The 14,400-nt window shown below is 71.2% G+C and carries 16 protein-coding genes; 15 read left to right on the top strand and 1 reads right to left on the bottom strand.

Features of this window, described 5'->3' with window-relative positions; translation table 11 throughout:
• Positions 1–31: 31 nt before the first annotated feature.
• The 15 genes from MZTS_RS08890 (at position 32) to MZTS_RS08820 (ending at position 13,588) form a co-directional block, all read left to right on the top strand.
• Positions 32–1,123 carry a DUF2793 domain-containing protein gene (locus tag MZTS_RS08890; protein ID WP_192283307.1) on the top strand — a complete coding sequence of 364 codons (1,092 nt, stop codon included), beginning with the start codon at positions 32–34 and terminating at the stop codon, positions 1,121–1,123.
• Positions 1,124–1,190: 67 nt separating this feature from the next.
• Positions 1,191–1,745 (top strand): lysozyme, encoded by a 555-nt coding sequence (locus MZTS_RS08885; RefSeq protein WP_192283305.1) that lies wholly within the window; start codon positions 1,191–1,193, stop codon positions 1,743–1,745.
• Between the two features lie 32 nt (positions 1,746–1,777).
• Positions 1,778–2,317, top strand: a complete 540-nt coding sequence (locus MZTS_RS08880; RefSeq protein ID WP_246482056.1) for a hypothetical protein — start codon at positions 1,778–1,780, stop codon at positions 2,315–2,317.
• Between the two features lie 92 nt (positions 2,318–2,409).
• On the top strand, positions 2,410–2,763 hold the full coding sequence (locus MZTS_RS08875; protein ID WP_192283303.1) for a hypothetical protein: 354 nt from the start codon (positions 2,410–2,412) through the stop codon (positions 2,761–2,763).
• A gap of 19 nt (positions 2,764–2,782) precedes the next feature.
• Entirely contained in the window at positions 2,783–3,019 is a 237-nt protein-coding gene (locus MZTS_RS08870; RefSeq protein WP_192283301.1) for a hypothetical protein, read from the top strand.
• A 189-nt stretch (positions 3,020–3,208) separates the two neighbouring features.
• Entirely contained in the window at positions 3,209–3,580 is a 372-nt protein-coding gene (locus MZTS_RS08865) for a PepSY domain-containing protein (protein WP_192283300.1), read from the top strand.
• 161 nt (positions 3,581–3,741) lie between these two features.
• Positions 3,742–4,419, top strand: a complete 678-nt coding sequence (locus MZTS_RS08860; protein ID WP_009866692.1) for a response regulator — start codon at positions 3,742–3,744, stop codon at positions 4,417–4,419.
• A gap of 285 nt (positions 4,420–4,704) precedes the next feature.
• Positions 4,705–6,120 carry an ATP-binding protein gene (locus MZTS_RS08855; protein WP_192283299.1) on the top strand — a complete coding sequence of 472 codons (1,416 nt, stop codon included), beginning with the start codon at positions 4,705–4,707 and terminating at the stop codon, positions 6,118–6,120.
• Positions 6,121–6,267: 147 nt separating this feature from the next.
• Positions 6,268–7,788 carry a c-type cytochrome biogenesis protein CcmI gene (ccmI, locus tag MZTS_RS08850; protein WP_192283298.1) on the top strand — a complete coding sequence of 507 codons (1,521 nt, stop codon included), beginning with the start codon at positions 6,268–6,270 and terminating at the stop codon, positions 7,786–7,788.
• A 172-nt stretch (positions 7,789–7,960) separates the two neighbouring features.
• Positions 7,961–8,470: a cytochrome c maturation protein CcmE gene (ccmE, locus tag MZTS_RS08845; RefSeq protein WP_009865983.1), complete on the top strand. Its 510-nt coding sequence runs from the start codon at positions 7,961–7,963 to the stop codon at positions 8,468–8,470.
• Between the two features lie 46 nt (positions 8,471–8,516).
• The gene (locus tag MZTS_RS08840) at positions 8,517–10,517 is read left to right on the top strand and encodes a heme lyase CcmF/NrfE family subunit (RefSeq protein WP_192283297.1); all 2,001 of its coding nucleotides are present in this window, start codon (positions 8,517–8,519) and stop codon (positions 10,515–10,517) included.
• Positions 10,517–10,975: a cytochrome c-type biogenesis protein gene (locus MZTS_RS08835; RefSeq protein ID WP_009865400.1), complete on the top strand. Its 459-nt coding sequence runs from the start codon at positions 10,517–10,519 to the stop codon at positions 10,973–10,975. The genes MZTS_RS08840 and MZTS_RS08835 overlap by 1 nt, the downstream gene beginning before the upstream one ends.
• A 126-nt stretch (positions 10,976–11,101) precedes the next feature.
• The gene (locus MZTS_RS08830) at positions 11,102–11,761 is read left to right on the top strand and encodes a DUF1007 family protein (RefSeq protein WP_009865399.1); all 660 of its coding nucleotides are present in this window, start codon (positions 11,102–11,104) and stop codon (positions 11,759–11,761) included.
• Positions 11,752–12,768: a nickel/cobalt transporter gene (locus tag MZTS_RS08825; protein WP_192283296.1), complete on the top strand. Its 1,017-nt coding sequence runs from the start codon at positions 11,752–11,754 to the stop codon at positions 12,766–12,768. The genes MZTS_RS08830 and MZTS_RS08825 overlap by 10 nt, the downstream gene beginning before the upstream one ends.
• A gap of 79 nt (positions 12,769–12,847) precedes the next feature.
• On the top strand, positions 12,848–13,588 hold the full coding sequence (locus MZTS_RS08820; protein ID WP_009866795.1) for a hypothetical protein: 741 nt from the start codon (positions 12,848–12,850) through the stop codon (positions 13,586–13,588).
• A gap of 85 nt (positions 13,589–13,673) precedes the next feature.
• Here MZTS_RS08820 and MZTS_RS08815 read toward each other — a convergent pair whose 3' ends face one another.
• A complete protein-coding gene (locus MZTS_RS08815) occupies positions 13,674–14,285 on the bottom strand; it encodes a histidine phosphatase family protein (RefSeq protein WP_192283295.1) in 612 nt (203 codons plus the stop codon).
• Positions 14,286–14,400 lie beyond the last annotated feature (115 nt).

The raw sequence follows: 14,400 nt of genomic DNA, 5'->3' as shown, positions 1-14,400 counted from the left end.
CTTCCCGACCCCTCATGCCCGGAGGCGGCCCATGGCCGACACGACCCCGAGCCTCGCCCTGCCGCTGATCGCGGCCGGGCAGGCGCAGAAGCACGTCACCCACAACGAGGCGCTGGCGCTGCTCGACGCGCTGGTGCAGCTCGCGGTCCTCGACAAGGACCGCACCGCGCCGCCCTCCGGCCCGGCCGAAGGCGACCGCTACCTGATCGCGACGGACAATCCCTCCGGCGCCTGGGCCGGATGGGCCGGATGGGCCGGGCGGATCGCTCGTTTCCAGGATGGCGCTTGGCTGCCCCTGCTGCCGCGGATCGGCTGGCTCGCCTTCGTCGCCGACGAAGCCGATCTCTACACCTTCACCGGCTCGACCTGGGTCCCGTTCCGCAGCACCCTGACGATCTTGCAAAACCTCTCCCGCCTCGGGATCGGCACGGCCGCCGACGCGGACAACCCCTTCGCGGCCAAGCTCAACAAGGCGCTCTGGACCGCCTTGGCCACGGGGGAGGGCGGCAGCGGCGACCTGCGCTGCACCCTCAACAAGCAGGCGGCCGGCAACGTCCTCTCGCTGCTGATGCAGACCGGCTTCTCTGCCCGTGCCGAGATCGGCCTGACCGGAGACGACGACCTTCACGTGAAGGTCTCCCCCGATGGCGGCGCGTGGTTCGAGGCCCTGCGGATCGACCGGGCGACGGGGCGGGTCGCCTTTCCGGGCCGCCCCACCGTCGCGGAGGTGCCGGTGCTGACCGCGCAGGTGATCGCCGGCAACAGCGGACCCGGCTCGGTTCCGGCCGGGTCGACGCGCTACTTCACCAACGCCCTGATCAGCGGCTACCAGAGCGAGGTCTATGTCGCGGCCGGCCGGCGGGGGCGGTTCAGGCAGCTGCGCGTGGTGACGCAGGCGGCGCCGGGCTCGGGCCAGAGCTGGACCTTTACCCTGCAGAAGCTGTTCAGCGACACGGCGCTGACCTGCACCATTTCCGGCAGCAACTCCAACCAGGCGGTCGATCTGACCAGTAGCGCGGTCTTCGAGGCCGCCGACCGTTGGTGCCTCAAGGTGGTGTCAAGCAGCGGCGCCCCGGCTGCCACCAACATCCTGTTCTCGCTGCTGTTCGAGAATCTCGATTAGGGCGCGCCGCCGGGCGGACGACCCATCGGCCATGCGCCGCCTTCCTCTCAAGACCGGAGATTCCGCGATGGACCTCAGTGCCGTCGGCCGTGCCGTGCTGATCGCCCGGGAGGGGCGGCGGCTCGAAGCCTATCGCGACAGCGCCGGCATCTGGACGGTCGGCGTCGGCCACACGGCCGCCTCGGGCCCGCCGATTCCGCGGGCGGGGCTGCGCCTGGACGAACAGGAGGCCGACGCGCTTTTCGTCCGCGACGTGGCGCGCTTCGTCCGCATCGTCGCGGGGGCGCTTCCCGAGGCTCTGCCGCAGCACGCCTTCGATGCGCTGGTCTCGCTCTGCTTCAACATCGGCCCGGCGGCCTTCCTGCGCTCGACCGTGCTGCGGCGTCTGCGGGCGGGCGACCGGGCCGGCGCCGCCGAGGCGATCCTGCTGTGGGACCGCCCGGCCGCGCTGATCCCCCGCCGCCAGGGCGAGTACGACCAGTTCCGCACGCCCTACGAGACGGCCCTGCCGCGAGCCCGGCGCGGCGATGCGCAGCCCGTCCCGCTTCCCGCCCCGTCCCCGCCTGCTGCGCCGGGCGGATGGATCGCGCGCCTGCGGGAGCGGCTGCGCCGTTCTCACTGAAACGCTTTCCTCCCCGTAGAAGGATCATCCCCATGCCGTTCGCCAAGGCCATTCTGCCCCCGCTGCTTCTGGTTCTCGGAGGCTGCGTGCCGGCCTATGCCGTCCCCCCTCCCGTCGCCGAGACCACCAGTGTCGTCCTGCCTTGGGGCGATGCTCTATCCGCCCTCGCCCAGGGGGGCACCGCTCTGGTCACGCCGGTTCTCGCCGCCGCCTTCGCCGCAATGCTCGCCCGGATCGGCGGTCCCCTCCGCCTCTTGGTCACCGATGCTCTGGTCGAGCGCCTCGTGCGCAACGCGACCGATTACGCCCTCAACGCCGTTTCCGGCGCCGTTCGCGGGCGCACGCTCACGGTGTCCATCGGCTCGGCGGTGATCGCCCGCGCCGTGCAGCGGGCGCTCGATCAAGCGCCCGCATGGCTGATCCGGGCGGCGGGCGGCGGGGAGGGACTCGCGGAGAAGGTGTTCCGCGGCCTGCCCCTGGAGGAGGCGGCCACCGCCGGCAACACCCTCGAGCCTGCCCTCGAAAAGATCGTCGGGCGCGATCCGACGCGGGTTTCCCGCGCGCTCGCCTGATGTTTCGCGCGCGAACCGGCCGCAGGGCTCTTGAACGGGGCGCCCATCGCGCGATGGGTGCGGTGGCTTTTCCATGAGCCGGGAGGCCCTCCGTGGACAAGATCGCCGCCGAGGCCGCGCGCCTGCTCTTCGCCGATGGGGGGGCCGGCTGGATCGTCGCGGTGCTGCTGGGGCTGGCCTGCCTGCATCTCTATCGAGACGGTCTGCGCGTCCTGGAGGCGCGCATCGCCGAGACCGGGGCGACCGCCGCGGCCCTGGAACGTGCCTCCCAGACCAATGCGGCGGTGGCCGCCGCCCTGGAGAGCCGCACTCGGGTGCTGGAGGATCTGGTGCGGCTCGCGAGTGAGACCGCCTGCGCCGTCGAGCGCAGTGACGAGCGCGCCCGCGAGAAGTTCGAGGAGGTGCTGCGGCGCATGAGCGACTTGCAGCACCGCCCGAGGCCGTGAACGACGAGGAGAGTGAAGGATGCCCGCAGACCTGTTCGCATCGGCCCGGGACGGGGCTGGCCGGTGGCTCTCACGGCTTCGTCGCGACCGCGCCGCGTCGCGGCGTCTGGAAGTCGCCCGCTGCGGTTTCGAGCGCTCGCTGCTCACCCTGTGGGATGCCGCCCGCGAACCTATCGACGGCCGGGATCTCACCGGCCTCGCAATCCGGCTGTGTCTCGACCGCTCCCTCGGGCCGCCGCAGCGGGAGGCGGCGTGAGCGGCAGGGGCCGGTACGGGTGCCGGCATTGTTGCCCGGGAACCGGCGCGGCCGTTCCGCCTTGATCTCGACAGCATTGCCGACCCGGACATGGCCCTCAACCGCAAGACAGCTTACGCGACCCCGAAATCGTCGGTCCTCGCGAACATTCAGGGCACATTCAGTGCCCTGGCGCGACAGTCGCCCTCGATGCGCCAAGCTTTCGCCCTGCTGATCGTCGTCTCGACCGCCGCGGTTCTCGCGACGGGTGCGGTCGGCCCGCTCGCCGAGGAGACCGGCGCCATCGCGCCGGCCCCTGTGGCGCGGGAGCCGATGAACCGCGGCGACGACTGCCTCTCGCCCGCCGATCTGCGCGAGGCGGTGGCCGAAAAGCGCGTCGTCCCGCCTCTCTCCGCGATTCGCGCGGCGCGCCAGATCGTCCCGCGGGCCGAAATCCAACGCGCCAGCCTGTGTCGGCACGAGGAGGGCCTCGTCTATCTGCTGACGGCCTTGCGCCGGGACGGGCAGTTCCTGCACGTCATGGTCGATGCCCAATCGGGACAGGTGAGCGGTCAATGGTAGTCTAGGGCCATGACACCATTTTAATGAAGTGGCATGGAATTGGACCGATCATCAGATGTCGCGCCTCCCGCGGACATCCGCAGGATCTAAAATGACGGCCCCGCAGGGGGCGAGCGGCGATGCGGCATCATCGCCGGCTCGTATTTAAGGAGTGATCGACCGTGCGCCTGCTCGTCGTCGAGGACGACCGTGACATCAACCGGCAGGTCGTCGCCGCGCTGGAGGAGGCGGGCTACGTCGCCGACAAGGCCTTCGACGGGGAGGAGGGCGGCTATCTCGGCGAGAACGAGCCCTACGACGCGATCATCCTCGATATGGGCCTGCCCAAGGCCGATGGCGTCACCGTGCTGCAGAACTGGCGCCGGGCCGGGGTGAAGACCCCCGTCATCATCCTGACCGCCCGCGACCGCTGGTCGGACAAGGTGGACGGCTTCGATGCCGGCGCCGACGACTACGTCACCAAGCCCTTCCACATGGAAGAGCTGATGGCCCGGGTCCGGGCGATCCTGCGGCGCGCGGCGGGGCATGCCAGCAGCCAGATCGCCTGCGGCCCCGTCACCCTCGACACCCGCTCCGGCCGCGTCTTCGTCGACGGCGCGCCGATCAAGCTGACGAGCCACGAATACCGGCTGCTCTCCTACCTGATGCATCATACCGGCCGCGTCGTCTCTCGGGCGGAGCTGACCGAACACCTCTACGACCAAGATTTCGACCGGGATTCCAACACCATCGAGGTGTTCGTCGGGCGCCTGAGGAAGAAACTCGCCGTCGATCTGATCCAGACGGTGCGGGGATTGGGCTACCTCATCGACCCGAACCAGCCGACCGGGCGGGGGTGACGCTCATCGTTTGGCGGCCGAAATCGGTCAGCGCAGCGAAGACCGCTTCATCGGCTTCGGCCACTCCCACAAGGCCGGAGGTTTCTCATCCCGCTCCGACGCGTTGAGAACGGCAATTTCGGTGGCCTCGTTGAGCGGCCAGCCGTTCTGGTCGGGCAGGAGACGGGCGAGGCGGTTCGTCTCGGCTTCACCGATCTGAGGGGCGACGCCTCCTCCCCAATGAAAGTGTAGAGAGCGGGCACGCATGATGTGCACGCCCGCACGGTTTCTTGCGAGCCAGGATTCATGACCGACCGCCTCGCTTGGCTTCCCCTGCGCCGCCGCTCCATCGCGGTGCGGCTCGCGGTCTCCTCGTTCCTGTCGAGCACCGCGATCCTCGTCATCGCGGCCTTCATTCTCACGACGCTCTATCGCGAGAACACCGAGCGGGCCTTCGACAGCCGGCTGCTCGTCTTCGCCAACAATCTCGCCACCGATCTCGTCAGCCCGAGCGATCCCGAGACACGCTCCTTCTCGCTGGGCGATCCGCGCTTCGACCTGCCCCTGTCGGGCTGGTACTGGCAGGTCGGCCGGCCGGACGCGAAGCCGAGGGATCTGCGCACCTCGCGCTCCCTCGTCGGCGTGCCGTTGAAAGGGCCCGATCAGGCCGGCACCGCCACCATCGGCCAGATCCGCCAGGGCTACGGCAAGGGCCAGGACGACCGCACCCTGCGCATCGTCGAGCGCGATGTCGATGTCGGAGCCGACGGGCGCTACACCGTGCGGGTGGCCGGCCCGGCGGACGAGATCGTCAACGATGTCGAGCGTTTCCGCTTCTCGCTGTTCATGACCTTCGGCCTGCTCGGCTTCTCGCTGGCGGCGACCGCGCTTCTGCAGATCCGCTTCGGCCTCGCGCCCCTGCGCAAGCTGCGCACCGCGCTCGGCTCGATCCGCCGGGGCGAGGCCGACCGGATCGACGGCGAGTATCCGCGCGACATCGCGCCGCTCGCGGGCGAGATCAACCTGCTCATCGAGACGAATCGCGAGATCCTGGAGCGCGCCCGCACCCAGGTCGGCAACCTCGCCCACGCGCTGAAGACCCCGCTCTCGATCATCGTCAACGAGGCCGGGGGCAGCGAGGCCCCGCCGGAGCTGGCCGACAAGATCCGCGAGCAGGCGGCGGTGATGCGCGATCAGGTGAACTACCACCTCGACCGGGCCCGCGCCGCCGCTCTCGCCGGCACCCTCGGCACCTCGACGGATGTCGAGCCGGCGCTGGCCGGGCTGGTGCGGACCTTCGGCAAGATCTACCGCGACAAGGACATCGCCTACGAGGTCCACGTGCCGCCGGGCCTGCGCTTCCGGGGCGAGAAGCAGGATTTCGAGGAGATGATCGGCAATCTCGTCGACAACGCCTCGAAATGGGCCGCCGGCCGCGTCTCGATCTCGGCGGCGCCGACGGGCGAGCACGATTATCCGCACCTTCTGGTCGCGGTGGAGGATGACGGGCCGGGCCTGCCCGAGGAGGATCGCGCGGCGGTGCTCAAGCGCGGCCGGCGCCTCGACGAGACCAAGCCCGGCTCCGGCCTCGGCCTGTCGATCGTGGCCGATCTCGCCGCGCTCTATCGCGGCCGCTTCCGCCTGGAGGCGGCGGCCTTGGGTGGGCTGCGCGCGGTGATCGAGGTGCCGGGCGATGCCCCGGCGGGAGCCGGACAACGCTGAGGCGAGGTTGGCCGGCGAAAGGTTACGCGCCGGTTCGCCTGTGCTATGGCCATGCTTAGCCCGTGCGTGACGACGTGTCGCCCGAGGGTGATGTCGTGCGGGACCCGCTCGGGCTCTACACGGAGCCGAGTTCAATTCCTGGGTCTGATGACGGCGATCTGGTTCATCCTTGCGGCCATGACCGGTACGGCCGTGTTCGCGCTGCTGTGGCCGATGTCGCGTCGCCGCCGGCAGGACAGCGCGGGCGCCGCCGCAGGGCTCGCCACCGAGACCGGCTTCTACGAGGACCAGCTCGCGGAGATCGAGCGCGACCTCGCGCGCGGCCTGATCGCCCCGGCCGAGGCTGAGGCGGCCCGGACCGAGGCGGCGCGCCGGCTGCTGCGGGCGAGCCGCGAGGAGCGCGCGGATCCGGCGGATGCGGCGCCGATCGCCGAGCCGCATCTGCGCCAGCGCCGCGCGGCCTCCGCCTTCGCCCTCTCGACGATCCCCCTCGTCGCGCTGGTCGTCTACGGCCTCTACGGCTCGCCCAACCTGCCCTCGCAGACGGATGCCGACCGCAAGGCGACGCGGGCGGGGGCGCAGGATCTGATGACCGCCATCGGCCAGATCGAGGCGCGGCTCGCCAACCATCCGGACGATGCCCGCGGCTGGAGCGTCCTCGCCCCGGTCTATATGCGGCTCGGCCGCTTCGACGACGCGGCCCGGGCCTATGCCGCCCTGGTCCGCCTCAAGGGCGAGGATGCCCAGACCTTGTCCGATTGGGGCGAGGCTCTGATCGCGGCGGCCGACGGCACGGTCTCGCCGGAGGCGCGGAAGGTGCTCGACCGGGCCGTCGCCGCCGATCCGAAAGCGGCCAAGCCGCAATTCTACCTCGCGCGCGGCGACGAGCAGTCCGGCGATCCGGCCGGCGCCGTGCGGCGCCTCGAAGCGCTGGTTGCCTCCGCGCCTGCGGATGCGCCCTGGCTCCCCACGGTGCGGGACAGCCTCGCGCGGCTGAAGGGCGAGACCACCGCCGCGCCGAAGGGTGAGGACGGGTCGAAGCCGGAGGCACCCGCCGCTGGGCCGGGGGCCAACATCCAGGCCCTGCCGCCGTCCGAGCGGATCGACGCCATCCGCGGCATGGTCGAGGGGCTGGAGCGGCGGCTGGCCAAGCAGGGTGGCAGCGCCGACGAGTGGCTGCGGCTGATCCGCTCCCACGCCGTGCTCGGCGAGCGCGACAAGGCGCTCGAGGCCTTGGACAGGGCGCGCAAGGCCTTGGCCCAGGACAAGGACGCGCAGGGCCGCCTCGATGCGCAGGCCCACGAACTCGGTCTCGCGCAGCGGACCGGGGCGCCGCCTCCGGAGGCCCGGGAAAAGGCTGCCGAACCCGGCCGCGCCGAGGCGGCGGAGCCCGATGCCGCCGCCGCGATCCGGGCGATGCCGACGGCCGAACGCGAGGAAGCGATTCGCGGCATGGTCGCGAATCTCGACCGCCGCCTCGCCGCCAAGGGCGGCAGCGCCGACGAGTGGATGCGCCTCGTGCGCTCCTACGGCGTCCTCGGGGACCGTGCCGCCGCGGCCCAGGCCCTCGACCGGGCGAAGATGGCGCTGGCGGCCAACCCGACGGCGGTGGAGCGCCTCGATGCGTTGGGCCGGGAGCTCGGCCTGGCGCCTGCCGGCCAGCCTTAACCGGGTAAGGTTCGGCCCCTGACAATCGGTCCCGGCCGCGCAACCTTGACCCGGACGGCGCCTGAGCCGAAACCGGAAGCCTGATCGACATAAAGACGTCGGGCCGCCTTCAGGCTGTCATGCCACTCCTGAAGGTCTTGAGAAGACGCCGACGAACCGGGACGGAACCGTCGTGACCCGCAAGAGCCGCCGCCTGATCCTCATCGCCTCCTGTGGTGCCGTGCTCGCGCTGGCGCTCGGGCTGATCCTGTCGGCGATGAGCGGCTCGATCGTGTTCTTCCGCTCCCCCGCCGAGGTGGCCGCCCAGGGCGTCCCGCCGGGAACGCGCTTCCGGCTCGGCGGCCTCGTGAAGGACGGCTCGGTGAAGCGCGGCCCCGACCAGAATGTCGAGTTCTCGGTGACCGACACCAACGCGACCGTCCCGGTGCAGTATCGCGGCCTGCTGCCCGACCTGTTCCGCGAGGGCCAGGGGATCGTCGCCGAGGGCAGCCTCGATGCCGGCGGCGTGTTCCGGGCCGATACCGTGCTCGCCAAGCACGACGAGAACTACATGCCCCGCGAGGTGGCCGACGCGCTCAAGGCGCAGGGACGCTGGCAGGAGGGCGGGGGCAAGGAGACGCCCAAGGAAGCGGTGAAGCCGGCCTCGGCCGACGCGACCCTGGGCCAGCGCAGCGAGCGGTGAGAAACCTCATGCACGTTCGGATCGAAGTCGCGCAGGAGGGGTGCCGGTGATCGTCGAGGTCGGCCATTACGCGCTGGCGCTGGCGCTGGCTTTGTCCCTGGTTCAGGCGGTGATGCCGGCCTGGGCGGCGCGCTCGGGCGATGCGGCTTTGCGCGAGGTGGCGGGGCCGGCGGCGCTCGGCACCTTCGCCTGCATCCTGTTCGCCTTCTGCGCGCTGACCTATGCGCACGTGGCCTCGGACTTCTCGGTCCAGAACGTCGTCGAGAATTCGCACACCGCCAAACCGTTGATCTACAAGATCTCCGGCGTCTGGGGGAACCATGAGGGCTCGATGCTCCTCTGGGTGCTGATCCTCGCCCTGTTCGGCGCCTGGGTCGCCGGCGCCAAGGCCTCCGTGCCGCCGGTTTTGCGCACCAACGTGCTGATGGTGCAGGCGAGCATCACCTTCGTGTTCGTGCTGTTCATCATCACGACCTCGAACCCGTTCGCTCGGGTGGCGCCCGCGCCGCTGGAGGGCAACGACCTCAACCCGTTGCTGCAGGATGCCGGCCTCGCGATCCATCCGCCGCTGCTCTATCTCGGCTATGTCGGCTTCTCGATCAGCTTCGCCTTCGCCGTCGCCGCCCTGATCGAGGGGCGCATCGATGCCGTCTGGGCGCGGGCGGTGCGGCCCTGGACGCTGATCGCCTGGAGCTTCCTGACCCTCGGCATCGCCATGGGCTCCTACTGGGCCTATTACGAACTCGGTTGGGGCGGCTGGTGGTTCTGGGATCCGGTCGAGAACGCCTCGCTGATGCCTTGGATCGCCGGCACCGCGCTGCTGCACTCCACCGTGGTGATGGAGAAGCGCGACGCCCTGAAGGTCTGGACGGTGCTGCTCGCCATCCTCACCTTCTCGCTCTCGCTGGTCGGCACCTTCATCGTGCGATCGGGGCTGCTGACCTCGGTCCACAGCTTCGCCTCCGATCCGAGCCGCGGCGTCTTCATCCTCGGCATCCTCGCCCTGTTCATCGGCGGCTCGCTGAGCCTGTTCGCGTGGCGCGCGCCGACCCTGCGCCAGGGCGGCCTGTTCGCGCCGATCTCCCGCGAGGGCGCGCTGGTGCTCAACAACCTGTTCCTCGTGGCCGCCTGCGCCACGGTGTTCGTCGGCACGCTCTATCCGCTGCTCCTGGAGATGCTGACGGCGGAGAAGATCTCGGTCGGTCCGCCTTTCTTCAACTGGACCTTCGTGCCGCTCGCCCTGCCGCTCCTGGTGATCGTGCCCTTCGGGCAGGCGCTCGCCTGGAAGCGGGGCGACATCGCGGCGGCCGCGCAGCGCCTGTTCGCGGCCTTCGCCCTGGCCCTCGTCGTCGGCGTCGTCGCGGCGGCGCTCACCTGGGGCGGCCCGGTGATGGCGCCGGTGGGCCTCGGCTTCGGCGCCTACCTGATCATCGGCTCGGGCCTCGAAATCTGGTCGCGCGCCCGCGGCTACGGCCAGAGCCGGACCCGCGATCTCGGCACGACCTGGCGCCGGGCGCTCGGCCTGCCGCGCTCGGCCTGGGGCACGGCGCTCGCCCATGCCGGCGTCGGCGTGGTGGTGCTCGGCATTGCCGGCCAAGGCTGGGCGACGGAAGGCCTCGCCACCCTGAAGCCCGGAGGCCGGGTCGCCGCCGGGCCCTATGTCGCGACCCTGGACCGGGTCGGCCCGCGCAAGGGCGAGAACTACGAGGAGACCACCGCCTTCCTGACCCTTCGCACGAAGGAGGGTGACGCGGTCGGCACCGTCGAGACCGGCAAGCGCTTCTATCCCTCCCGGCGGATGACGGTGACCGAATCCGGCCTCAAGACCGTGGGGGTGAGCCAGATCTACGCCAGCCTCGGCGAGGTGATGCCCGATGGCTCGATCGGCCTGCGGCTCTATCACAAGCCGCTGGTGCTGCTGATCTGGATCGGCGCCCTGATCATGGCGGCGGGGGGAGGGCTGTCCCTCACCGACCGGCGCATGCGCGTCGGCGCGCCGGTCAAGGCGCGGGCGAAGCTGCCGCCCGCCGCGGTGCCGGCCGAGTGATGCCCCGCCTCCGCTCCGCGCTCGTCGCGCTCGCCCTGGGCCTCGTCGCGGTCCCGGCACTCGCCGTGCAGCCCGACGAGGTGCTCAAGGACCCTGCCATGGAGGCGCGGGCCCGGCACATCTCCGAGGGCCTGCGCTGCCTCGTCTGCCAGAATCAGTCGATCGACGATTCCGATGCCCCGCTGGCCAAGGACTTGCGCGTGCTGGTGCGGGAGCGGCTGAAGGAGGGCGACAGCAATGAGCAGGTCGTCGATTACGTGGTGGCCCGCTACGGCGAGTTCGTGCTGCTGCGCCCGGTCTTCGGCTGGCACACCCTGCTGCTCTGGCTGAGTCCGCTCCTCGCGGTGGGCTTAGGGGCCTTCGGCATCTGGCGCCTGTCGCGCCGCCGGGCACCCAAGGCGGAGGGCTTGTCCGAGGCGGAGGCCGCCGAAGTCGAGGCGCTGCTCAAGCGTCCATAGCGCCTCGTCCCGACAGGTGGTCTCCGGCTGGTCGGAAGAGGCGACGCCCTGCTTTCGCCTGATCGTCCGGGCAGGGTAAGCCCCGTCGCCGAACCGGACAGCCAGCCGAGCATCGACCCGAGCGCCATGCCGTTTGCCGCATCCCTTCGATGTCTCGTCCTGGCCGCCGCCCTCGGCTGCGCCGGTCCGGCCGCGGCTCATCCCCATGTCTGGGTGACCGCCAAGGCCGAGCTTGCCTACGAGGCCGGGCGGGTCGCCGGCATCCGCCACACCTGGACGTTCGACTCCGCCTATTCGTCCTTCGTGACGCAGGGCCTCGACACCAATGGCGACGGCAAGCTCTCGTCCGAGGAGTTGCAGGGGCTCGCGACCGAGAATACCGGCAGCCTCGCCGAGTTCGCGTATTTCACGAAGCTCAAGGTGGCGGGCAAGGAGCAGGCCTTCGCCGAGCCGCGGGATGCCCGCATGGTGATGGACGGTGACCGGCTCACCTTGAGCTTCCTGCTGCCGCTGAAGGCGCCGGCCGCGCAGGGCCGGGGCGTCGCGGCGCTCGAAGTCTACGACCCGACCTATTTCGTCGCCTTCAGCCTCGCCGAAGGAACGGATGCGGTGCGCCTGCCCGGCGCCGCGCCCGGCTGCATCACCACGGTGACACGGGCAAAGAATACCGAACCCGCCGCAGCTCAGCCCGGCCAGTCGATGACGGAGGCGATGTTCGAGGCGCTCACCACCGCCTCGAATTACGGCGAGCAATTCGCCAACCGGGCCATCGTCGCATGTCCGTAAGCGCCGCGCCCCGGCGCGCGGGGCCGGCCTCGAGCCGGCTGCCGCTTCGGCTGGTGCTGACCGCCGGCGCGGTGCTCGCGGCCGCCGCCATCCTGGCCCTGATCGCCTGGGCGTTCGGCCCCAACCTCGCCGCGCCGCCGCCGCGCTCCCCCTTCGGCATCGGTTTTCGCGAGGCAGCCCCTGCGGCGACGGGGCTCGGCGGCTGGCTGCTCGCGGTCCAATCGAATTTCTCACGCGCGCTTCAGAACGCGGTCACGGCGCTGAAGGCGGGCGGCGGCTGGATGCCGCTCGTGGTGATGGGCTTCGCCTACGGGGTGTTCCACGCCGCCGGGCCGGGTCACGGCAAGGCGGTGATCGCCGGCTACATCGTTGCCGGTGAGCGGACCCTGCGGCGCGGCTTCGCCCTGAGCGCGGCGGCGGCCCTGCTCCAGGCTTGCGTGGCGATCGCCATCGTCGGCTTCGGTGTCCTCGTCCTCAAGGCGACCGCCGCCGGGATGACCCGCGCCGGCACCCTGATCGAGACCGTGAGCTTCGCCCTCGTCGCCGTGCTCGGTGCCGTCCTGACGTGGCGCAAGGCCGGGCGACTCGCGAACCTCGTTGGCGATGCACCCGCCACGGCCTGCGGGCCCGGCTGCGGCCATGCCCATCTCACCGATGCCGCCGTCATCGACCGGCTCGGGGGATGGCGCGAGCGGGCCGGCGTGGTGCTCGCCGCCGGCAGCCGTCCCTGCGCCGGGGCGGTGCTGATCCTCGTGTTCTGCGCCGCGCAGGGCATGCTCGCCGCCGGCATCGCCGCGACCTTCGCCATGGCCCTCGGCACCGCGCTGACGACGGGGGTGCTCGCCAGCCTCGCGGTCTTCGCCAAGGCGCTGGCCTTGCGGCTCGCAGGCGGGCGCGGCCAAGCCGGCCTCCTCGCGGTCGGCGGCCTCGAACTCCTGGCCGGCGCCTTCGTGCTGGTCCTGGGGCTGGCGATGGTGTGCGGCATGGCCACGGGCTTCGGCGGTTGAAGCCCTTCGCCAAGGAAGCTCTCGCCAAGCGCCGCGAAGCCGTGGCAGGCTGCCTCCCCGGATCGGGAGGACGCCCATCTTGACCGAACGCAGCGCCCTGGATGCCTTCGACACCATCCTGAACTGGCGACTTCTGAAGGGCTCGCATGCCTTTCCGGGGCCGGATGGAGGCACCTGCATCAACGAGGCGGCCATCGTCGCGGCGGGGCTGCCCTATCGGGCGATCCGGGCGACGGAGGATTGCCCGCCCTGCTTCTCGCGCCCGCTCGCGGCCTACGCACTCGGTCTCAACGACGCGATGCCGGAAGCCGAGCGGCAGGGATTGATGGCCTTCGTGCTGCGGCTCTCCGGCTCTGCGGATGCGCCCGAGATCGAGGCGGCCCGCACCGCCTTCCTCGCCCTCGAGAGCGTGCGCCGCATCCTGCCACCGCTCCTCGACGGGGCCGGCCTGCCGGCCCTCGCCGCCCGGTGCGAGACGGCGCGGGATGCCGGCACCGCCCTCGCGGTCCTGCGCGTTGCCGAGATGCAGGGCGGTGCCCTGTCCCATGCCGCCGCTTGCCGGCGCGCCTGGGCCGTCGGCGCCCGCGCCTCGGCGGTGGCGCGCACCGCTACGGCCGCGATCCGCGCCTTCACCGATCCGCGCTGCGCCGCCGAGGTGGCGGAGGGAGCGGCTCCCTTCTCCGAAGGGACATGGACCCTCGCCCTGGGTCTCCTCGACGCGGCGTTGCAGATCGGCCGACAGGCACCCGCCATCGATCTGTTGAGCGCCCGTGACCGGCTCGAGGCGGCGCGGATCGGTGCTCATATCAAATCCGGTTGACCCCTTCGGGATGCGGATTCGGCCTTCGCTCAGACGCCGCGCGGGCTTGCCGATGCGGGACCGCTCTGATCGAGCGGGCCCCGTCTCAGCCGTAGGCGCGCGGGCGCGGCTCGTCGGCGAGGTCGATGTCCAAGGCTTCGCAGTTGGCGAGCCAGCGGCCGGTCAGGTGGTAGAAGAAGGTGCAGTGGCCGACCACCGCGATGGTCCGTTCCGGCCGTGCCCGCAGCCAGTCCCGGAAACCCGCGACGCGCCGGTCGAACAAGGTGCGCGGCTCGACATGCCAGCCTTCCGGCCCGGCTTCCCCCTCGGCGTACCACCACGTCTCGGGCAGGTGGTCGACCCGGAAGGCCGGGAATTCGCGGGCCAGCACCGAGGCGGCGCGGCCGATGTCGCAACTGCTCTCCTGGCACTCGCGATGGAGCACTTCCACGAGCACGGCGGGCCGGGCCGGGTGATCGGAGAAGAGCCCGGCGGTGGTCTGGAGCGCCCGGGTCAGCGGCGAGGTGACGACGAGTTCGAACGGGATGTCGCGCAGGGCCTGCCGGGCGGCGGCGACCTGGGCATGGCCGCGCTCGGACAGGCGCGCATCGATATGCCCGGGATCGCGACCGGTCGCCTCGTGATGCGCGTTGAAGGTCGATTCGCCGTGGCGGATGCAGACGATGCGGGTGGCGGCAGGCGGGACTGGGCGTGACATGGCCCGGATGTAGGCGATCCACGCCGTCGGAACAGCGGCTCCGATGCCGCGCCTGCCCTGCATCCGGGGAAACCGGCGCCTGCCTTTCGGATTGGTCCCGCCGTCAGGCCGGGCT

This window comes from Methylorubrum zatmanii (assembly GCF_014845115.1).
Lineage (GTDB): Bacteria > Pseudomonadota > Alphaproteobacteria > Rhizobiales > Beijerinckiaceae > Methylobacterium > Methylobacterium zatmanii.
This window is presented reverse-complemented; position numbering and strand designations above follow the sequence as displayed.